We start from the raw sequence: 21,290 nt of genomic DNA, 5'->3' as shown, positions 1-21,290 counted from the left end.
TTGCTGCCTGCCTTACTCGGCGGGCACAAAAATCCAGAGCAGGATGTAGAGCACCAGGCCCATACCTCCCGCGAAAAACAGCACGGCCAGCAGCAGGCGCCAGATCCAGGCGTCGACACCGGTGGCGGCGGCCACGCCACCGCACACACCAGCGATCCATTTGTCCGTGCTCGATCGACGCAGGCTGTTGAGCGACTGCGCCAGCTTGGGCGACACCATGGGATCCACACCAGTCCCCAGCAGCCGGGCCTTTGCCCGTTCGAACTCTTCTGTCGTCAAGCTGCCGCGCTCACGCAGCTGCTCCAGCTTCAACAGTTCGTCTGCCAGTGACATGGTGTGAGCCCCCGTGCGTTCAGATGTCGAACAACAGGCGCGCAGGGTCTTCCAGCGCTTCTTTCATCGCCACCAGACCCAGCACGGCTTCGCGGCCATCGATGATGCGGTGGTCGTAGGACATGGCGAAGTAGTTCATGGGGCGCACCACGACCTGGCCATTTTCCACCATGGCGCGGTCTTTCGTGGCATGCACGCCCAGAATGGCCGACTGGGGCGGGTTGATGATGGGGGTCGACATCATGGAGCCGAAGGTGCCGCCGTTGGAAATGGAGAAAGTGCCACCGGTCATGTCGTCCATGCTCAGCTTGCCTTCTTTGGCTTTCTGGCCAAATTCGGCAATCTTCTTCTCAATGTCGGCAAAGCTCATCTGGTCGGCGTTGCGCAAGATGGGCACCACCAAGCCGCGGGGCGAGCCCACCGCAATGCCGATGTCGAAATAGCCGTGGTACACGATGTCGTTGCCGTCCACCGACGCGTTGAGCACCGGGAACTTCTTCAGCGCATGCACCGCCGCCTTCACGAAAAAGCTCATGAAACCCAGCTTCACGCCGTGTTCCTTTTCGAAACGCTCCTGCATGCGCTTGCGCATCTCCATGACCGGCGCCATGTTGATTTCGTTGAACGTGGTCAGGATGGCGTTGGTCGACTGCGACTGCAGCAAACGCTCGGCTACGCGGGCACGCAGACGCGTCATCGGCACGCGCTCTTCTGGGCGGTCGCCCAGATCGGGGGCCACGGTCGCCACCTGCGGCAGCACCTTGGTAGGGGCGCCGGTGGGAATGGCAACGGGAGCGGCTGCCGCGGGCTTGGGTGCGGCCGCAGCGGCCAACACATCGCCCTTGGTCACGCGCCCGTCTTTGCCGGTGCCAGCCACCGAGCCGGGGGCCATGCCACCGTCGGCCATCAGCTTGGCAGCGGCGGGCATGGCCACGCCAGCTTTGGACTGCGATGCAGCCACAGCGGCCGCGGCAGGGGCAGCGGCCACGGGGGCGGGAGCCACGGCAGCGGGCGCAGCCGCCGCAGGTGCTGTAGCGCCAGCAACGGCGGCGGTGTCGATACGGGCGATCAGCTGCTCGGCGGCCACGGTGGCACCGTCGCCTTGCAAAATTTCGACCAGCACGCCGCTGGAAGGTGCTGGACACTCCAGAACGACCTTGTCGGTCTCGATTTCAATCAGGGTTTCATCGGCGGTGACAGCGTCACCCACCTTCTTTTTCCACTGCAGCAGGGTGGCTTCGGCCACGGACTCAGAGAGCTGAGGAACTTTGACTTCTACGATTGCCATTTGAATTACCTGTTCTTTGCGTTGGGTGTTCGGCGTTGAGAGGCGCTGGGCACCGGCATATTGGCCAGGCGCCCGCGTCTCAACGACCACCGTCGGTTACTTGGTGAGGATGAAGCCCTTGAGCTTGGCGAAAGCGGCCTCAATCAGGGTCTTTTGCTGCTCTTGGTGCAGGTGCGCATAGCCCACGGCAGGCGAAGCGGAGGCAGCGCGACCGGCGTAACCGAGCTTCTGTCCGTCCAGCATGTTCTCGTGGATGTAGTGCTGCACAAAGAACCAGGCACCCTGGTTTTGCGGCTCGTCCTGGCACCAGACAATGTCGGTGGCGTTCGGGTACTTGCGCACCTCCGCACCAAACACCTTGTGCGGAAACGGGTAGAGCTGCTCGACACGGATGATGGCCACATCGTCAGCGCCCTTCTCTTCGCGCTTCTTCACCAGGTCGTAGTACACCTTGCCCGAGCAGCAGATGATGCGCTTGACCTTGTCGGCGCCCTTCACCACGGCAGCGTTGTTTTCCGGAATGACCGTCTGGAAAATGCCTTTGGTGAACTCGCTCAGAGGCGAGGTCGCGTCCTTGTTGCGCAGCAGCGACTTGGGCGTGAAGATCACCAACGGCTTGCGCAGGTTGCGCACCATCTGGCGGCGCAAGATGTGGAAGATCTGGCTGGCCGTGGTGGGCTGCACGATCTGCATGTTGGTGTCAGCCGCCAGCTGCATGAAGCGCTCCAGGCGCGCCGAGCTGTGCTCTGGGCCCTGGCCTTCGTAGCCGTGCGGCAGCATCAGCGTGATGCCGTTCACACGGCCCCACTTCACTTCGCCAGACGCAATGAACTGGTCGATCACCACCTGGGCGCCGTTGGCGAAATCGCCGAACTGCGCTTCCCAGATCACCAGGGTGTTCGGGTCGTTCGACGCATAGCCGTATTCAAAACCCAGCACAGCCTCTTCAGACAGGATGGAGTCGATCACGACAAAGGGAGCCTGGTTGTCTGCCACATTTTCTAGCGGCGTGTAGGTGCCGGTGTCCCACTTTTCACGGTTCTGGTCGTGAATCACCGCATGGCGGTGCGTGAAGGTACCGCGGCCGCAGTCTTCGCCCGACAGGCGCACCGGGAAGCCGCTGGCCACCAGGGAAGCAAACGCCATGTGTTCGCCCATGCCCCAGTCCACCGGAATGTCGCCACGGCCCATGGCCGCGCGGTCGGCGTAGACCTTCTTCACCAACTGGTGCGGGGTCACGCTTTCTGGGATGGTGGTCAGGCGGTCGGCCAAACGCTTCCACTCCGCCATCGGAATGGCCGTGTCGCCCGCATCGGTCCACTTTTTGCCTAGGAAGGGCGACCAGTCGACCGCAAACTTGCTCTTGAAGTTGGTCAGCACCGGGTCTACCGTGTGGCGACCGGCATCCAGCGCAGCACGGTACGACTTGGACATATCATCGCCCAAGGTGTCACCCAGACCCTGCGCAGAGAGTTTGTCGGCGTAGAGCTTGCGGGTACCGGGATGTGCCGCGATCTTGCGGTACATCAGCGGCTGGGTCAGGCTCGGAGTGTCCTGCTCGTTGTGGCCGAGTTTGCGGAAGCAGATGATGTCGAGCACCACGTCCTTGCGGAACGTCATGCGGTATTCCAGAGCCAGCTGGGTGGCCAGCACCACAGCCTCTGGGTCGTCACCGTTGACGTGCAGCACGGGCGACTCAACACCCTTGACGATATCGGTGCAATACAGCGTGGAACGCAGGTCGCGCGGGTCGGAGGTGGTGAAACCGATCTGGTTGTTGATGATCAGGTGCACCGTGCCGCCGGTGGAGTAACCGCGGGTCTGGGCCAGCGCCAGCGTTTCCTGGTTGACACCCTGGCCGGCAAAAGCAGCGTCGCCATGCACCAGCACGGGCAGCACTTGTTTGCCATGCGGGTCTTCGCGGCGGTCCATACGCGCGCGCACCGAACCCTCCACCACCGGGTTCACAATTTCCAGGTGCGAAGGGTTGAATGCCAACGACAAATGCACCGGGCCGCCAGGCGTGGACACGTCAGAGCTGAAACCCTGGTGGTACTTCACATCACCAGCCGGCAGGTCTTCAGGCGCCGTGTGATCGAATTCAGCAAACAAATCTTTGGGCATCTTGCCCAAGGTGTTGACCAGCACGTTCAAGCGACCACGGTGGGCCATGCCGATCACGATTTCCTGAACGCCCTGGCTGCCTGCGAGCTGAATCAGCTCGTCCATGGCGGCAATGAAGCTCTCGCCACCTTCCAGCGAAAAGCGTTTCTGGCCCACGTATTTGGTGTGCAGGAAGCGCTCAAGCCCCTCGGCTGCGGTCAGGCGGTCGAGGATGTGCTTTTTCTTGTCGGCGTTGAAGGCCGGCTTGCTGCGGATCGATTCCAGCTTTTCCTGCCACCAGCGTTTTTGCGCCTGGTCGCTGATGTACATGTACTCGGCGCCAATGCTGCTGCAGTAGGTTTCGCGCAGTGCATTCAGCAAGTCCCGCAAGGACATGACTTCCTTGCCGAAAAACGTGTTGCTGGTGTTGAACACGGTTTCGAAATCGGCGTCGGTGAAACCGTAAAACGCTGGATCGAGTTCGGGAATGTGGTCGCGCTCGGTGCGCTTGAGCGGATCCAGGTCGGCCCAGCGGGCGCCGACGTTGCGGTAAGCCGCAATGAGCTGCTGTACAGCCACGCGCTTGCGACCCAAATCGGAGTCGGCACCAGCGGCGATGACAACCTTGGTACCGCCTTGTTTGGCACGCTCGGCAAATGCATTGATGACGGGCAGGTGGGGCACATCGCGGGCATCGCTGCCGTCGACGGCTGGCACGTGCTGCAAGGCGTCGAAATACGCCCGCCAGGTTTCGGACACGCTACCCGGGTTGTCCAGATAGTTTTCGTACATCTCTTCCACATACGGCGCGTTGCCGCCGAAAAGGTACGAGTTGCCTTTGTAGGCAACATAGACGTTGCCCCCGTTTGCTTGGGAATCGCTCATAAATCCGCTGACCTCCGTTTCCCTACAGGAAACATTAGCTGGTAAAAAAAACCTTCCGCGACACGGCTGAACCGATTGGCGGATGCGACAGTGGCTGTGGAAGGACCTGACTGCAAACCAAGATTGTGCCACCTTGGCCGGGTCTGATGTAAAAAACCAGCCCCGTGCGCAAAGCGGGATGTGAATCGGGTGGAATGTGTTGCACGGTCGCCAAGCGACAGCCTGGTGTCAGCGACCTTCAGGTCTGGCAACAACCATTGCTGCGAGGCGCAGGACCGGAGCGCCCGATCACCAGGGCGCCAGACGAGAATGCGACGCCACTGCGCGGGTGGGCCGGCAGCGGCTCAGTTGCTCAGGAAACGACGCGGGGCGACAAGCGCTCAGAGGCAGGCACGGTACTGGGCTCGTCCATCTCAATGGCGATCTGGGTGCACACCGTGCGGCACAGCGTCACGGCCTTTTCGCTTTGAACCCGGTAAATCACCTGGGTGCCGTCTTTGCGCTTGGCCAGCACGCCCGCCCGGTACAAAAGGTTCAGGTGCTGCGACAGGTTCGGCTGTGTGGTGTCGATTTCTTGCAGCAGCTGCGACACCGATTTTTCCTTGTCACACAACGCGCTCAGGATGCGCAGGCGCATGGGCGTAGCCAGCACACCGAACAACTCGGCGGCCAACTCGAACACACGAACCTTTTCCACGTTTGCATCGGATTCGATCATTTGTTCCATGGCGGGCATCACTTTTGTCTATATAAGCATGAATCATACTTACAAAAGCTGACGATGCCCACGGGTTTTTGTCGGGCTTCAAACCACGCCTCGAACACACAACTATTGACCCAACGCAAACCGCAAGGGGTTCGGCAGTCACCGCCCGACCAAAGGGCGCGGCGCCGCCGAACCTCCCAGCGCTTTCAGACCAGCAAATCCTTGATTTGCTGCAGCGCGGCCGGGTCGTCCATGGTGGTCAGGTCGCCTGCGTCGCGGCCCTCGCACACGGCCTGAATGGCCCGGCGCAGCAGTTTGCCGCTGCGGGTCTTGGGCAACACGCTGACGAAGCGCACGCGAGCTGGTCGCGCCACAGCGCCCAGTTGCTCGTCCACCAGCTTCATGACCTCGCCCTCCAGCTTCAGGCGGGAAGCCTCGTCGGTCAACGATGAGGCGTCTTTCACAACGGCAAAAGCCATCGCAACCTGGCCCTTGAGCTGGTCAGCCACGCCCACCACCGCCACCTCGGCGATGCGTGGGTGGCTGGAAATGCTTTCCTCAATCTCCCGGGTGCCCAAGCGGTGACCGGCCACGTTGATCACGTCGTCGGTGCGGCCCAAGATGAAGTAATAACCGTCTTCGTCGCGAATGCCCCAGTCAAAGGTGCTGTAAACCACCTTCCCCGGCACGCTAGACCAGTAGGTCTTGACGAACCGTGCATCGTCGCCCCAGATGGTCTGCATGCAGCCCGGTGGCAATGGACCTTCAACGGCGACCACCCCTTTTTTGTTGCCGCCCTTGAGCTCTTCGCCGGTCTGGTCGTCCAGCAGCTTGACGTCGTAGCCGTACACCGCTTTGCCTGGTGAGCCGAACTTGCTGTCGGCTTTCTCCACGCCATTGCAGATAGCCAGGATGGGCCAGCCGGTTTCGGTCTGCCAGTAGTTGTCGACGATGGGCTTGCCCAGCTCGTCAGAAATCCACTTGGCGGTGGTTTCGTCCAGCGGCTCGCCCGCCAGGAACAATGCCTTGAGGCTGGACAGATCGTATTTTTTGATGAACGAAGAATCGTATTTCTTGAGCACACGCACGGCTGTGGGTGCACTGAACATGACCGTGACCTTGTATTTTTCAACCAGCTCCCACCAGATGCCAGCATCTGGCCGAATGGGCAGACCTTCGTACATGATGGTGGCCATGCCACCGATCAACGGGCCGTAGATGATGTAGCTGTGCCCCACCACCCAGCCAATGTCGCTGGTAGAAAAGTAGGTTTCACCGGGTTCGCCCATGTAGATGTGCTTCATGGAAGCGGCCAGTGCCACGGTGTAGCCACCGGTGTCGCGCTGAACGCCCTTGGGCTTGCCGGTGGTGCCGCTGGTGTAGAGCGTGTAGCTGGGGTGCGTGGCGTCCACCCACTCGCAAGGCACCACGGTGTCCATGTGTTGGGCGCGCGCAGCGCTGTAGTCCACATCACGGCCCTCCACCGCTGCGAATGCCGCCAGGCCGCGGTTAACCATCACGACCTTGGATGGCTTGTGAGCAGACAGTTTGATGGCTTCGTCCAGCAGCGGTTTGTATTCCACCACCTTGCCACCGCGAGAGCCAGCGTCAGCGCTGACGATGGCAACCGGCGAAGCATCTTCAATGCGGCTGGCCAGAGAATGGCTGGCGAAGCCACCAAACACCACCGAGTGAATGGCGCCAATGCGCACGCAGGCGAGCATGGCGAAAGCGGCTTCGGGAATCATGGGCATGTAAATCAGGACGCGGTCGCCCTTCTTCACGCCTTGGTCCATAAGGATCGCCGCCATGCGCTGCACCTCAGCGTGCAGTTCACGGAAGCTGTAGATCTTTTCCACATCGGTTTCGGTGGAGACAAAGATAAGCGCGTTCTGGTCGGCCCGGTCTTTCAGGTGCCGGTCCACGGCGTTGTGACACAGGTTGGTCAATCCGCCTTCAAACCAGCGCGCGAAGGGCGGATTGTCGTAGTTGCAAACCCGGTCAAACGGTTTGCGCCAGTCCACCAGCTGCGCCTGCTCGGCCCAAAAAGCGTCGCGGTCCTCAATCGAGCGGCGGTGGAATTCGGCATAGCCTTGGGGATTGCTCATAGGAGTCTCCTGCGTGGGGTGGTTTTTGCGGCAGCTGACGTGGGCCACCCGGAAGATCCCCGGCGGCTCAAACTGAATTCATAATTATGGAGTTCAGACTTGCGAGAGTCTGACAGCCCACTGTTTCGGTCTGCGCGAAACACATGGAACCGCTCTGGGCCGGCGCCGCCAAAACAAACAAGGTGGCACAAACCAACTTGCTTCATCAAGGCCGCCCAGCGGCACGCTCCCTACGTCCCGCTGGCCCTCCCTCACGGCAGGCTTACTTGATCAGCGCATGCACGTCTCGAAACACGGGGTTGTCCGCGGCCCGCAGCCATTCAAAAGCCACCATTTCGGTGGTGACCAGCTCGGCGCCCGCCCCGGCCAAGCGGTCAAACGCGGCATCGCGGTTGCGCTCGGTGCGGGAACTGCAGGCGTCGGTGACAACCCACACATCGAGTTCCTGCTCAATCAGTTCGAGCGCCGTTTGCAGCAGGCAGACATGGGCTTCGCAACCCGCCAACACAATGGTCGCCCGCTCAGGCATGGGTGCCGAGGGCTTTTGCAGATGCTTGGGCAAGCTGCGTGCGTTGCCGCCCGCTGGGCGCGCGGGTGGTCGAAGCCAGTCGACCAAACCGTCGGACACCGCGCTGAAGTGCATTTTGGACAAGGTCCTCTGGCACAGGCCGCGCAACTCCGGCGGGTTGGGACCGAGTTTCTCCGGGTTTTGCTCGGTGCCCCATACCGGCACGTCCAGCAACTGCGCCATGCGGGCAAGTCGCACCGCGTTGGCCAGAACTTGGGGCCCCTCGAAAATCGCGGGCATCAAGCGGGACTGGTAATCAACCAGCACGAGCTGGGAATCTGTGACATCGAGCAGCATGGCAGTCTTTCTTCAAATCAAACGAAACAACGTTGATTTTCGCAGTTCGCCACACCTGCGTGCCGACAGCGGCCAACTACAGACAAGCAACCGGCCACACCCAACCAGCACGGCGCTGAGACAGTGCGAACAGCCCTCAACCCCCGCTACCCTGCACGCTCGACCGTGAAAACGCAAGGTAACTTGCGGCAAATGTCATGCAAATCAACATGTTGCGAGCCTTTTCGCGCTTGACTTGCCTGAAAAACACCGATAACCTAAAAGTATGAAAAGTTGGATCCTTGTAGTTTTACTGAGTTGCAGCGCGGCATCCCATGCTGCGCCAGCCGATGCAGCGTTTGACGACATGGATACCTTGCTCGCTGAAAAAGGTCTGATGAGCCGCCTGGGTAGTCAAATCCAGCAGGCTCGGGAATCGGTTGGCGAGCGTGCCTCCAGTTTGGTCGTGAACGCGATGGGGTTCCTGGGCGTACCCTACAAATACGGTGGCAACAGCGCTGAAACAGGTTTTGATTGCAGCGGATTTGTGCGGGCGGTGTTTGAGCAATCCGTGGGCAAAGTGCTGCCACGCCGAGCTGCCGAGCAGGCCGCAAGCACCCAGGAAATTGACCGAAGCGAGCTGAAACCGGGCGACTTGGTGTTCTTCAACACCATGAAGCGGGCCTTCAGCCATGTGGGCATCTATGTGGGAGACGGAAAATTCATTCATTCCCCGCGCGCGGGCTCACATGTGCGGGTTGAAGACATGCGCATTGCTTATTGGCAAACCCGTTTCAACGGTGCTCGCCGGGTTCCCTTGCCCATGAACGCGGAAACCGCACAAGCCACAAGGCGCTGATCCCGCCAAGGATCGCAGTACGGCACACAAGCAACCGGGCATGCCCGGTTTTTTGTTGCCTGCCTGACATGCAGCCACCGCTGAGGGCAAGAGGTCAGAGCACGCGCACAAAAGAAACGGCTCAACTCAGTCAGGGTGAGGTCGATATGGACGCATATCCACCAGGAGTGATTTGAATGAGGTGCACAAACGGCTAGGAGCCCGCTGGTGTAGCGTCTGTGAACGTCAAAAAAGGGCCCGAACCGGCAACGGTTCGGGCCCTTTTTTTCCGATAGTGCTGAAACCGATTACTTCTTCGCGGGCGGCAAGTCGGTACAAGTCCCGTGAGCCACCTCCGCCGCCATACCGATGCTCTCGCCCAGCGTGGGGTGCGGGTGGATGGTCTTGCCGATGTCCACCGCGTCGGCGCCCATCTCGATGGCCAGCGCGATCTCGCCTATCATGTCGCCCGCGTGGGTGCCGACCATGCCGCCGCCCAGGATCTTGCCGTGGCCGTGGGCCTCGGGTGAATCGTCGAACAGCAGCTTGGTCACGCCTTCGTCGCGGCCGTTGGCAATGGCGCGGCCCGAGGCCGTCCAAGGGAACAGGCCCTTCTTGACCTTGATGCCTTGGGCCTTGGCCTGGTCTTCGGTGAGGCCGACCCAGGCCACCTCGGGGTCGGTGTAGGCCACGCTGGGAATCACGCGGGCGTTGAAGGCGGCCGCGGCCAGCTCCTTGTTGCCCTGCAGTTCACCGGCAATGACCTCGGCCGCCACGTGCGCCTCGTGCACCGCCTTGTGCGCCAGCATGGGCTGGCCCACGATGTCGCCGATGGCGAAGATGTGCGGCACGTTGGTGCGCATCTGGATGTCGACGTTGATGAAGCCACGGTCGGTCACGGCCACGCCCGCCTTGTCGGCGGCGATCTTTTTGCCGTTGGGCGTGCGGCCCACGGCCTGCAGCACCAGGTCGTACACCTGTGGCGCTGGCGCCGTGCCGCCGGGTTCGGCGCTTTCAAACGTCACCTCAATGCCTTCCGGCAAGGCGCGAGCGCCCACCGTCTTGGTCTTGAGCATAATGTTGTCGAAGCGCTTGGCGTTCATCTTCTGCCAGATCTTGACCAGATCGCGGTCGGCGCCCTGCATCAGGCCGTCCATCATTTCCACCACATCGAGGCGCGCGCCCAGCGTGCTGTAGACCGTGCCCATTTCCAGGCCGATGATGCCGCCACCCAGGATCAGCATGCGCTTGGGCACTTCCTTGAGCGCCAGTGCGCCGGTGCTGTCGACCACGCGCGGATCATCGGGCATGAAGGGCAGGCGCACCGCCTGCGAGCCGGCGGCGATGATGCATTTCTTGAACGCGATCACTTGTTTTTTGCCGGTCTTCTCTTGCGACGTGCCGGTGGTTTCTTCCACTTCCACATGGTTCGCACCGACAAACGCGCCGTAACCGCGCACGGTGGTGACCTTGCGCATCTTGGCCATGGCGGCCAGGCCGCCGGTGAGCTTGTTGATGACCTTTTCCTTGTGACCACGCAGCTTGTCGATGTTGACCACCGGAGCGCCGAAGTCCACACCGAGGTCGGCCATGTGGGTGACTTCGTCCATCACGGCCGCCACGTGCAGCAGCGCCTTGGACGGGATGCAACCCACGTTCAGGCACACGCCGCCGAGTTGGGCGTAGCGCTCGACCAACACGACCTTGAGACCGAGATCGGCCGCGCGGAAGGCGGCGGAATAGCCACCGGGGCCGGCGCCGAGCACGAGCAGGTCGCATTCGATGTCGACGCTGCCACCGAAGCTGGCAGCAGCAGTAGCCACGACCGGTGCTGCGGCAGGGGCAGCAACGGGAGCAGGTGAAGCGGCCGCTGGCGCTGCGGCTGGCGCGGCAGGAGCGCTGGCAGCGCCCTCGCCTTCCAGCACCAGCACCACCGAGCCTTGCTTGACTTTGTCGCCCATGGCCACCTTGAGTTCTTTCACCACGCCGGCGTGCGACGAGGGAATCTCCATGGAGGCTTTGTCAGACTCCACAGTGATGAGCGACTGCTCGACCTTGACGGTGTCGCCGGGCTTGACCAGCAACTCGATGACCGCGACCTCGTCGAAGTCGCCAATGTCGGGAACCTGAATGTCAATCATTGCCATCGTCGGCTCCTTACAGCAGCACCCGGCGGAAGTCGCCGAGGATCTGGCCAAGATAGGCGTTGAAGCGGGCCGCAGCGGCGCCGTCAATCACGCGGTGGTCCCAGGTCAGGCTGAGAGGCAGCATCAGGCGCGGCACGAACTGCTTGCCGTCCCACACCGGTTCCATGTTGCTCTTGCAGACGCCGAGAATGGCGACTTCGGGTGCGTTGATGATGGGCGTGAAGTACCGGCCACCGATGCCGCCGAGCGAAGAGATGGTGAAGGTGGCACCGCTCATTTCGGCCGGGCTCAGCTTGCCGTCGCGCGCCTTCTTGGCGAGTTCGCCCATTTCCTGGCTGATCTGTAGCACGCCTTTTTTGTCGGCGTCCTTGATGACTGGGACCATCAGGCCGTTGGGTGTGTCGGCCGCAAAGCCAATGTGCCAGTACTGCTTGTAGACCAGCGCGTCGCCGTCGATGGAGCTGTTGAATTCAGGAAACTTCTTGAGCGCGGCCACGCAGGCCTTGATCAGGAACGCCAGCATGGTGACCTTGACGCCGCTCTTCTCGTTCTCCTTGTTGGTGGAAACGCGGAAGGCTTCGAGGTCGGTGATATCGGCGTCATCAAAGTTGGTGACGGCCGGGATCATGACCGCGTTGCGAAGCAGGTTGGCGCCGCTGATCTTCTTGATGCGGCCCATCTCCTTGCGCTCGATGGGGCCGAACTTCGCGAAGTCCACCTTGGGCCAGGGGATCAAGCCGAGCTCGGAACCACCACCGCCAGTTGCGGCTGGCGCCTTGGCCTTCTGGGCGGCGGTTTGCACCGCGCCCGCCATCACCGACTTGGTGAAGCCCTGCACGTCGTCCAGCGTGATGCGACCCTTGGGGCCTTTGCCAGGCACTTCGGCCAGCGGCACGCCGAGTTCGCGGGCGAACTTGCGCACCGACGGCGAGGCGTGGGGCAGACCCAGTGCCGGTGTGGCCGTGGGGTTGTGCGCTGGCGCAGCCACTGCGGACGCTGTGGCCGCTGTGGCCGCTGCAGGAGCAGCCACGGCAGCGGCGGCCGAAGCAGCCGGGGACGCTGCGGGTGCGGCGGCCACAGGCGCCGGTGACGCAGCACCAACGGTACCTTCCAAAATCGCCAGCAAATCGCCGATGTTGACGGTGTCACCCACCTTGACTTTGAGCTCCTTCAACACACCAGCGTGCGATGAAGGGATCTCCATGGACGCCTTGTCGGACTCGACCGTGATCAGGCTTTGCTCCAGCTTGATGGTGTCGCCCGGCTTGACCATGACCTCAATGACAGCGACGTCCTTGAAGTCGCCAATGTCGGGCACCATCACCTGGACAGGACCCGAAGCAACTGGTGCGGCAACAGCCACCGGAGCCACCGCAGCGGCCACGGGTGCAGCCGCCGGGGCAGGGGCTGGCGCTGGAGCCGGGGCGGCTGCGTCACCCGCAGCCTCCACCACCAGGACCACCGAGCCTTGCTTGACCTTGTCGCCAATGGCAACGCGCAGTTCTTTGACCACACCTGCCGTCGAGCAGGGAATTTCCATCGAGGCTTTGTCGGACTCGACCGTGATCAGGGACTGCTCGGCCTTGACCGTGTCGCCCACCTTGACCATCAGTTCAATCACCACCACCTCATCAAAGTCGCCGATGTCCGGGACTTGTACTTCTATCAATGCCATATCTGTCTCCAATCAGATGTTCAATGCGCCGAAGCCGCTGTCTACCGTCCGGGAAACCGCCGGGCTGGCTTGGCCAGACGGCTGGTTTCGCCCCCTTGAGGGGGTAGCGCCACAGGCGCTGCGGGGTTGGGCCAGCGTCATGCGTACAAGGGATTCACTTTGTCGGTCTTGATACCGTACTTGGCAATCGCTTCAGCCACCTTGGCCACTGGCACGGTGCCCTCCTCGCTCAGCGCCTTGAGCGCCGCCACCACGATGTAATGGCGGTTGATCTCGAAGTGCTCGCGCAGCTTGCTGCGGAAGTCGCTGCGGCCAAAACCGTCGGTGCCCAGCACTTTGTAGGTGCGGCCCTTGGGAATGAACGAACGGATCTGCTCGGCGTAGTTCTTCATGTAGTCGGTGGAGGCCACGACCGGGCCCGCGTGCGGCTGCAGTTGCTGCGTCACGAAGGGCACACGCGGTGCTTCGGTGGGGTGCAGCAGGTTGAAGCGCTCAGCGTCCTGGCCGTCGCGGGTCAGCTCGTTGAAGCTCGGGCAGCTCCACACGTCAGCCTGCACGCCCCAGTCTTGCGCCAGCAAGTCCTGGGCAGCGATCGACTCGCGCAGGATGGTGCCGGAGCCCAGCAGTTGCACACGCGTGTCGCCAGCCGCACCAGGCTTGCAAAGGTACATGCCTTTGATGATCTGCTCTTCGGTGCCGGGCGTGAGGCCGGGCATGGCGTAGTTTTCGTTCAGCAGCGTCAGGTAGTAGAAGACGTTGTCTTGCTTCTCCACCATGCGCTTCAAGCCGTGGTGCAGAATCACGCCGACTTCGTGCGCGAAGGTCGGGTCGTAGCTGATGCAGTTCGGAATGGTGCCGGCCAGGATGTGGCTGTGGCCGTCTTCGTGCTGCAGGCCTTCGCCGTTGAGCGTGGTGCGTCCGGAGGTGCCGCCCAGCAGGAAGCCCCGAGCCTGCATGTCGCCCGCAGCCCAGGCCAGGTCGCCGATGCGCTGGAAACCAAACATCGAGTAGTACACGTAGAACGGCACCATGATGCGGTTGCTGGTGCTGTAGCTCGTGGCTGCTGCAATCCAGCTGCTCATGCCGCCGGCTTCGTTGATGCCTTCCTGCAGGATCTGACCGGCCTTGTCTTCCTTGTAGTACATGACCTGGTCTTTGTCGACCGGGGTGTACTGCTGGCCTGCGGGGTTGTAAATGCCGATCTGGCGGAACAGGCCTTCCATGCCGAAGGTGCGGGCCTCGTCCACCAGGATGGGCACCACGCGCGGGCCCAGGGCCTGGTCGCGCAGCAGCTGGGTGAGGAAGCGCACATAGGCCTGGGTGGTGCTGATTTCGCGGCCTTCGGCGGTGGGCTCCATCACGCTCTTGAAGGTATCGATCGACGGCACGGTGAAACTCTCATCGGCCTTGGTGCGGCGGTGCGGCAGGTAGCCACCCAGTGCCTTGCGCCGCGCATGCAGGTACTGCATTTCGGGCGTGTCATCGGCCGGTTTGTAGAACGGCAGGTTGGGCAACTCGCTGTCCGGAATCGGCAGGTTGAAGCGGTCGCGGAAGATCTTGATGTCTTCGTCGGTCAGCTTCTTGGTCTGGTGCACGTTGTTCTTGCCCTCGCCCGACTTGCCCATGCCAAAACCCTTCACGGTCTTGATGAGCAGCACGGTGGGCTGGCCCTTGTGGTTCACGGCCTTGTGGTAAGCGGCGTACACCTTTTGTGGATCGTGACCACCGCGCTTGAGGTTCCAGATGTCGTCGTCACTCAGGTGCGCCACCATCTCGAGCGCCTTGGGATCGCGGCCGAAGAAGTGCTTGCGCACATAGGCGCCATCATTGGCCTTGAACGACTGGTAGTCGCCGTCCAGCGTCTCCATCATGATCTTGCGCAGGGCGCCGTCTTTGTCGCGGGCCAGCAGCGGGTCCCAGCCGCTGCCCCACAGCAGCTTGATGACGTTCCAGCCGGAGCCACGGAACTCGCCTTCAAGTTCCTGGATGATCTTGCCGTTGCCGCGCACTGGGCCGTCCAGGCGCTGCAGGTTGCAGTTCACCACGAAGATCAGGTTGTCGAGGTTTTCGCGAGCGGCCAGGCTGATGGCGCCCAGCGACTCGACCTCGTCCATTTCGCCGTCACCGCAAAACACCCAGACCTTGCGGTTCTCGGTGTTGGCAATGCCCCGGGCGTGCAGGTATTTCAGGAAGCGCGCCTGGTAGATCGCCATCAGCGGGCCCAGGCCCATGGACACCGTGGGGAACTGCCAGAACTCAGGCATCAGCTTGGGATGCGGATAGCTCGACAGGCCCTTGCCGTCCACTTCCTGGCGGAAGTTGAGCAGCTGCTCTTCGGTCAGGCGGCCTTCGAGGTAAGCGCGGGCATACACGCCGGGCGACACGTGGCCCTGGATGTAGAGGCAGTCGCCACCGTGGTTTTCGTTTTCAGCGTGCCAGAAATGGTTGAAACCAGCACCAAACATGTGGGCCAGGGAAGCAAACGAACCAATGTGCCCGCCCAGATCGCCGCCGTCTTCGGGGTTGTGGCGGTTGGCCTTCACGACCATCGCCATGGCGTTCCAGCGCATGTAGGCGCGCAGACGCTCTTCAATTTCAATGTTGCCGGGGCAACGCTCTTCTTCGTTGGTTTCGATCGTGTTGACGTAACCGGTGTTGGCCGAGAAAGGCAAATCGATGCTGTTCTGGCGCGCTTCTTCCAGCAGTTGCTCCAGCAGGAAGTGGGCCCGCTCCGGCCCCTCCCGCTCAATCACGGCGGCCAGCGCCTCCATCCATTCACGGGTTTCCTGGGAATCCACATCCCCGGCACCACGGCCATTGAGAGCGTCGGTCGCTGACATATGTTTGTCTCCTGTTGGTTTGCACAAAGCTTACGGCGGTCATTCCGCAGTGTCACGAATTTTCCCACAGCTTCTTTTAAATTTCAATATGTGCTTTCATTTTCTATATAGTGAAATTTAAGTGAGCGCGAAACAACGCATGAATCGACCGCATTTCTTCAAACCGCGGCCGTGACAGGAGAGGTCTCACGTAGACTTCGACCGAGATGATTCCATTGCCCAGCACCCCACCCACTGCCCCAGCCCAGAGCCCTGCCACCAACTGGTGGAAGCGCTGGTGGCGCAAGCTCCCACCCTCGCGGCAAGACCGTTTCGCCACGCTGGCGCCGCTGCTGTCGGTGCTGCTGTTTCTCTCCGCCATCGTGGTGGCCATCACCTACCTGCGCTTTGAAGAACTGGAACGCGAACAGGAGGCGGTGACACGCGACGTGGAGTACGCCCAGCAGCGCCTGCGCCTGCGCCTGCTGGAACGCCAGGAACAGCTGATGCGCCTGGCCCGCGAGGTGGACAACAAGGAAATTGCGAACGAAGAATTTGAATTCCAGGTCGAGTCGCTGATCAGCCAGTTCCCTGAGCTGTTGGCCATCACCTGGGTGGATGGCCGGCGCAACGTGCTGGCCAGCTACGCTTCACCCAGCGCACCGCCCCAACTGGTGCGCTTGCCAGGCAGCACCCTGGCACCCAACGAAACCGATGGCTCGTTTGACCTGGCCCGCGACCTGCGCCAGCCCATCTATTCGCGCCCGCTGGGCGAAGACCCTCGCCACGCCACCCTGATGCTGCAGGTCCCACTGTCCGAACAAGGGCGGTTTGCCGGCACGGTCATGGGCGAGTATTCGGTCGACGGTCTGATGCGCTTTGGCATTCCACCCGAGGTGATGGCGCGCTACGCGGTGGCCCTGCTCGACGACCGAGGTCGCGTGCTGGCGGGCAGCCTGCAATCACCCAACACGGTGCTGCGCTTGCTGCCCTGGTCGGCACAGCCGCTGGAACATGAGGTGGCCGTGTCTCCGGTGGGCAACGGCCTGATCTTGAAGGCCCAGGGCTACCGGACCTCGCAAGACATTGTGGGCAGCGGTTTCTTCTGGGTCATCGGCGCCCTGAGTGCGCTCACCGTCTGGATGTTGCTGGGAACCTGGCGCCACACGCGCAGGCGCGTGCAGGCACAGCAAGCGCTGGTGGCCGAAACCAATTTCCGCCGCGCCATGGAAAACTCCATGCTCACCGGCATGCGCGCGCTGGACATCCAGGGCCGCATCACCTACGTGAACCCGGCCTTTTGCTCCATGACCGGCTGGACCGAGGGCGAGCTGGTGGGCCGCACTGCACCCTTCCCCTATTGGCCCGACGACGACCACGACCAACTCACCGCCCGGCTGGAGGACGAGCTCAGCGGGCGCTCAACACCGGGTGGTTTTGAGGTCCGGGTGCAGCGCCGAGACGGCAGCATTTTTGACGCCCGCATGTATGTGTCACCGCTGATCGACCCCAAGGGACACCAGACCGGCTGGATGACCTCGATGACGGACATCACCGAGCCCAAACGCATCCGCGAAGAGCTGTCGGCGTCTTACGAGCGCTTCACCACCGTGCTGGAAAGTCTGGATTCGGCGGTGTCAGTAGCGCCGCTGGGCAGCGACGAAATGCTGTTTGCCAACAAGATGTACCGCTTGTGGTTTGGCACCCGGGGCCAGGGCCACCGACATCTGGTGGACCTGGCCGGCAACCAGCCCACGCCCAGCCCGGACAACGGCGATGCGGTGGATGCGTTTGCAGGCATGCCGACCGATACCCTGACCGAAGCAGGGGCCGAAAACGCCGAAGTTTTTGTGGAAGAACTCGACCGCTGGCTGGAAGTGCGAACCCGTTATCTGACCTGGGTGGACGGACGGCTGGCCCAGATGGTGATTGCCAGCGACATCACGCCGCGGCGCAACGCCGAAGAGCAGGCGTCGCGCCAGGCCGAACGCGCACAAACCGCCAGCCGCCTCATCACCATGGGTGAAATGGCGTCCAGCATGGCACACGAGCTCAACCAACCGCTGACCGCCATCAGCAACTACTGCAACGGCATGATTTCGCGCGTGCAAGAAGACCGCATCACGCAAGACGAACTGCTTGGCGCGCTAGAAAAAACCGCACGTCAGGCCCAGCGCGCCGGGCAGATCATCCAGCGCATCCGCGCGTTCGTGAAGCGCAGCGAACCCAACCCCACGCTGTCCGACGTGTCGCTCATGGTGAGCAACGCCATTGAGCTGGCCGACATCGAGCTGCGCCGCCAGCAAGTGCGCCTGACGCCCTACGTGGCAGCCCGCTTGCCCAGCCTGCTGGTGGACCCAATCCTGATTGAACAGGTGCTGATCAACCTGCTGAAGAACGCGGGCGAAGCCATCGCTCAAGCGGGCCGCCTGCCTGGTCAGCGGCATGTGGAACTGCGCGTTGGCCCCAAGCGCCAGGAGGACCAGGATGTGGTGGAGTTTGCGGTCCGCGACTCGGGCAGCGGCGTGCCGGACGAAATGATCGAACGCATCTACGAGGCGTTCTACAGCACCAAGAGCGAGGGCATGGGCATCGGCCTCAAGCTGTGCCGAAGCATCGTGGAGTCGCACCATGGAAGGATACAAGTTCAGAACATCTACAATGGCGCCGAGGTGGTGGGCTGCTGCTTCAGCTTCTGGATCCCCGTTGTCTCCCGACTGCGCGCCGAAGGCACAACAGACAGCACCACCGCACAGTCGTTGACGGACATAGAAAGAGCGAGATGAGTTTGATCCCCAAAAAAGGCACCGTCTATGTGGTCGATGACGACGAAGCGGTGCGCGATTCCTTGCAATGGTTGCTGGAAGGCAAAGACTACCGGGTGCGTTGCTTCGAGTCGGCGGAAGCCTTCCTGAGCCGATACGACGCTCGCGAAGTGGCCTGCCTGATTGCCGATATCCGCATGGGCGGCATGACCGGCATGGAGTTGCAAGACCGTCTGATTGAGCGCCAGTCCCCGCTGCCCATCGTGTTCATTACCGGCCATGGCGACGTGCCCATGGCGGTGGAATCCATGAAAAAAGGTGCGCTGGACTTTATCCAGAAACCCTTCAAAGAAGAGCAATTGGTGGCGTTGGTCGAGCGCATGCTGGAGCGCGCCAAAGAAGCGTTCTCCACTTACCAGCAGGCTGCCAGCCGCGACGCGCTGCTGTCCAAACTGACCAGCCGCGAAGCCCAGGTGCTGGAGCGCATCGTTGCCGGCCGGCTGAATAAGCAGATCGCCGACGACCTCGGCATCAGCATCAAGACGGTCGAGGCGCACCGCGCCAACATCATGGAAAAGCTGGGGGCCAACACCGTGGCCGACCTGCTCAAGATCGCGCTCGGACAAACGCCTGCCAAGGCCTGACCCCGCTGACCCCAAACCGACGCCCGCCCACCCCGGCGGGCGTTTCCGTTTCAACCTCACGACACAAGTGCCATGACCGCCCAACTGATTGACGGCAACGCCCTCTCCCGCCAACTCCGCGCAGATGTCGCTGCACGCGTCACCGCCCTCAAAGCCAAGGGCATCACGCCCGGCCTGGCCGTGATTCTGGTCGGCGACAACCAAGCCTCCCAAGTGTATGTGCGCAACAAGGTGAAAGCCTGTGAAGACACGGGCATGCACTCGGTGCTGGAAACCTGGCCCGCGAGCATGACCGAGGCCGAACTGCTCGGTCGCGTGGACGCCTTGAACCAAGACGCCACCATCCACGGCATTCTGGTGCAGTTGCCGCTGCCAGCCCATATCGATGCGCAGAAAGTGATCGAAGCCATTGACCCAGCCAAGGACGTGGATGGCTTTCACATCGCCAGCGCCGGCGCACTCATGGCCGGCCTGCCCGGCTTCTGGCCCTGCACGCCTTATGGCTGCATGAAGATGCTGGAAAGCATCGGCTACGACCTCAAGGGCAAACACGCGGTGGTGATCGGCCGCAGCAACATCGTGGGCAAACCCATGGCACTCATGCTGCTGCAAAAAAACGCCACGGTCACCGTTTGCCACAGCGCCACCAAAGACCTGAAGACCATGACGTTGCAGGCCGATGTGATCGTGGCTGCGGTGGGCAAGCGCAACGTGCTCACCGCCGACATGGTCAAACCCGGCGCGGTGGTGATCGATGTCGGCATGAACCGCAACGACGAGGGCAAGCTCTGCGGGGACGTGGACTTTGCCGGCGTCAAGGAAGTGGCGGGCTACATCACCCCGGTACCCGGCGGTGTAGGGCCCATGACCATCACCATGTTGATGGTGAATACGCTGGAATCGGCAGAGCGGGTGTAACTCTGCGCGCCGCCTGCTGCGTCGACGCCCAGGGGGCGGTGCTGGCGGCCCGACAAGCCGGTTCTACGGCCGCCCTGGACCCGACACTTCGCGCCGACGCGCGGTCGATTAGCGTGATCTTGACAAGCGCCAGAGCACGGCCGCAGCACACAGCCATTGCCCAAGCACCATCAAGGTGCCCACCCCGTGCCACAGCTGGAGGTTGCCGCCGGTGGCGCGAGCGGTGACGATTTTCTGCGCCACGCCAAATTCCTGCAACATGGCCAGCAGCATCGCGGCCAGCACAAAGCCCATGGTGCCCAGCACGCGCTGCATTTGCGCCAGGCGCTCCGGGTCCACCACCTCTCCCGCCAAGGGGAACTGGCCCGCAGCCCGCGCGCGCCGCAAGACCAGCAGCAAGGCCAGCCCGATGCCCAACCCTGCCCAGCACTGCAGCGAAAACAGATGGGCCGCGACAGGGCCCGCAACCGGCGCACCGAGCTTGGCAAACAACGTGGGCACGGCCACAAAGCTCAGGCCTGAGATACCGCCCCACCAGAGGGCCGCCAAGAACACCGCCAGTCGCTGCATCACAGGCCCGTCACGCGTAACGCACCGCCACGATTTCGTAGCGTCGGGTCCCACCGGGGGCCTGCACCTCGGCGGTGTCGCCCTCTTCTTTGCCGATCAGCGCACGCGCAATGGGGCTGCTGATGTTGACCAGACCCAGCTTCAGGTCAGCCTCGTCTTCGCCAACGATCTGGTAAGTCACCGCTGCACCGCTGTCTTCGTCTTCCAGCTCCACCGTGGCGCCAAACACGATGCGCCCGCCCGCATCCACCGTCAGTGGATCGATGATCTGGGCTGCCGAGAGCTTGCCCTCAATCTCGGCAATGCGGCCTTCAATAAAGCCCTGGCGGTCTTTGGCCGCATCGTATTCGGCGTTTTCGCTCAGATCACCCTGGGCACGCGCCTCGGCAATCGCGTTGATCACCCAGGGGCGGTCAACGGTTTTCAGGCGGTGCAGCTCGTCCTTGAGTTTTTCGGCGCCGCGCTTGGTGATGGGGATGGTGGACATGTGTGTGATTCTCCAAAAGCAAACCGCCGGGCGTTGCCGCTCGGCGGTGTTCATGTGCGCATGATTATGCCGCGAAAGAAATGGGGTCTATCCGGGCGGCGGCGCAATTGAAGTCAAAAATGAAAACGGGCACCAACGCTGTAAAGCGCCAGTGCCCGCA

Annotated in this window: 15 protein-coding genes; 4 read left to right on the top strand and 11 right to left on the bottom strand. The window is 62.1% G+C overall.

Translation table 11 applies throughout. The features are described 5' to 3' along the window. Positions 1–12 precede the first annotated feature (12 nt). From AC4QBL_RS05830 to AC4QBL_RS05805, 6 genes are all read right to left on the bottom strand, one after another. Entirely contained in the window at positions 13–333 is a 321-nt protein-coding gene (locus tag AC4QBL_RS05830; RefSeq protein ID WP_472906416.1) for a PspC domain-containing protein, read from the bottom strand. 19 nt (positions 334–352) lie between these two features. Next, positions 353–1,621, bottom strand: coding sequence for a 2-oxoglutarate dehydrogenase complex dihydrolipoyllysine-residue succinyltransferase (gene odhB / locus AC4QBL_RS05825; protein WP_472906417.1), 1,269 nt, complete (start codon positions 1,619–1,621; stop codon positions 353–355). 96 nt (positions 1,622–1,717) lie between these two features. Next, the gene (locus AC4QBL_RS05820) at positions 1,718–4,609 is read right to left on the bottom strand and encodes a 2-oxoglutarate dehydrogenase E1 component (RefSeq protein ID WP_472899103.1); all 2,892 of its coding nucleotides are present in this window, start codon (positions 4,607–4,609) and stop codon (positions 1,718–1,720) included. A gap of 352 nt (positions 4,610–4,961) precedes the next feature. Then, positions 4,962–5,336, bottom strand: a complete 375-nt coding sequence (locus AC4QBL_RS05815) for an ArsR/SmtB family transcription factor (RefSeq protein ID WP_472899102.1) — start codon at positions 5,334–5,336, stop codon at positions 4,962–4,964. A gap of 185 nt (positions 5,337–5,521) precedes the next feature. After that, positions 5,522–7,423 (bottom strand): propionate--CoA ligase, encoded by a 1,902-nt coding sequence (locus AC4QBL_RS05810; RefSeq protein WP_492131637.1) that lies wholly within the window; start codon positions 7,421–7,423, stop codon positions 5,522–5,524. A gap of 262 nt (positions 7,424–7,685) precedes the next feature. Beyond that, entirely contained in the window at positions 7,686–8,288 is a 603-nt protein-coding gene (locus AC4QBL_RS05805; protein WP_472906418.1) for an isochorismatase family protein, read from the bottom strand. Positions 8,289–8,553: 265 nt separating this feature from the next. Between AC4QBL_RS05805 and AC4QBL_RS05800 the strand changes: the two genes are divergently transcribed. After that, entirely contained in the window at positions 8,554–9,126 is a 573-nt protein-coding gene (locus tag AC4QBL_RS05800) for a C40 family peptidase (protein ID WP_472899099.1), read from the top strand. A gap of 287 nt (positions 9,127–9,413) precedes the next feature. On the opposite strand, the gene lpdA is transcribed toward AC4QBL_RS05800, so the two are convergent. From lpdA to aceE, 3 genes are all read right to left on the bottom strand, one after another. Further along, entirely contained in the window at positions 9,414–11,252 is a 1,839-nt protein-coding gene (gene lpdA / locus AC4QBL_RS05795) for a dihydrolipoyl dehydrogenase (protein WP_472906419.1), read from the bottom strand. Positions 11,253–11,262: 10 nt separating this feature from the next. Then, on the bottom strand, positions 11,263–12,927 hold the full coding sequence (aceF, locus tag AC4QBL_RS05790; RefSeq protein ID WP_472906420.1) for a dihydrolipoyllysine-residue acetyltransferase: 1,665 nt from the start codon (positions 12,925–12,927) through the stop codon (positions 11,263–11,265). Positions 12,928–13,064: 137 nt separating this feature from the next. Further along, positions 13,065–15,767 carry a pyruvate dehydrogenase (acetyl-transferring), homodimeric type gene (gene aceE, locus AC4QBL_RS05785; protein WP_472899096.1) on the bottom strand — a complete coding sequence of 901 codons (2,703 nt, stop codon included), beginning with the start codon at positions 15,765–15,767 and terminating at the stop codon, positions 13,065–13,067. A 206-nt stretch (positions 15,768–15,973) separates the two neighbouring features. Here aceE and AC4QBL_RS05780 point away from each other — a divergent pair, with 206 nt between their 5' ends. The 3 genes from AC4QBL_RS05780 to folD all read left to right on the top strand — a co-directional run bounded on the left by AC4QBL_RS05780 (position 15,974) and on the right by folD (position 20,073). After that, on the top strand, positions 15,974–18,532 hold the full coding sequence (locus tag AC4QBL_RS05780; protein WP_472906421.1) for a PAS domain-containing sensor histidine kinase: 2,559 nt from the start codon (positions 15,974–15,976) through the stop codon (positions 18,530–18,532). Continuing rightward, positions 18,529–19,155, top strand: a complete 627-nt coding sequence (locus AC4QBL_RS05775; RefSeq protein ID WP_472906422.1) for a response regulator transcription factor — start codon at positions 18,529–18,531, stop codon at positions 19,153–19,155. Before AC4QBL_RS05780 ends, AC4QBL_RS05775 begins: the two co-directional genes overlap by 4 nt. 72 nt (positions 19,156–19,227) lie before the next feature. Then, a complete protein-coding gene (gene folD / locus AC4QBL_RS05770) occupies positions 19,228–20,073 on the top strand; it encodes a bifunctional methylenetetrahydrofolate dehydrogenase/methenyltetrahydrofolate cyclohydrolase FolD (protein WP_472906423.1) in 846 nt (281 codons plus the stop codon). Between the two features lie 108 nt (positions 20,074–20,181). Here folD and AC4QBL_RS05765 read toward each other — a convergent pair whose 3' ends face one another. After that, the gene (locus tag AC4QBL_RS05765; RefSeq protein ID WP_472899092.1) at positions 20,182–20,643 is read right to left on the bottom strand and encodes a DUF4149 domain-containing protein; all 462 of its coding nucleotides are present in this window, start codon (positions 20,641–20,643) and stop codon (positions 20,182–20,184) included. Between the two features lie 10 nt (positions 20,644–20,653). Continuing rightward, a complete protein-coding gene (greA, locus tag AC4QBL_RS05760; RefSeq protein WP_472899091.1) occupies positions 20,654–21,130 on the bottom strand; it encodes a transcription elongation factor GreA in 477 nt (158 codons plus the stop codon). Positions 21,131–21,290: the final 160 nt, after the last annotated feature.

It is taken from the genome of Hydrogenophaga sp. L99 (genome assembly GCF_058731905.1).
The sequence above is the reverse complement of the archived record's forward strand: the minus strand, read 5'-3'. Positions and strand labels throughout refer to the sequence as shown.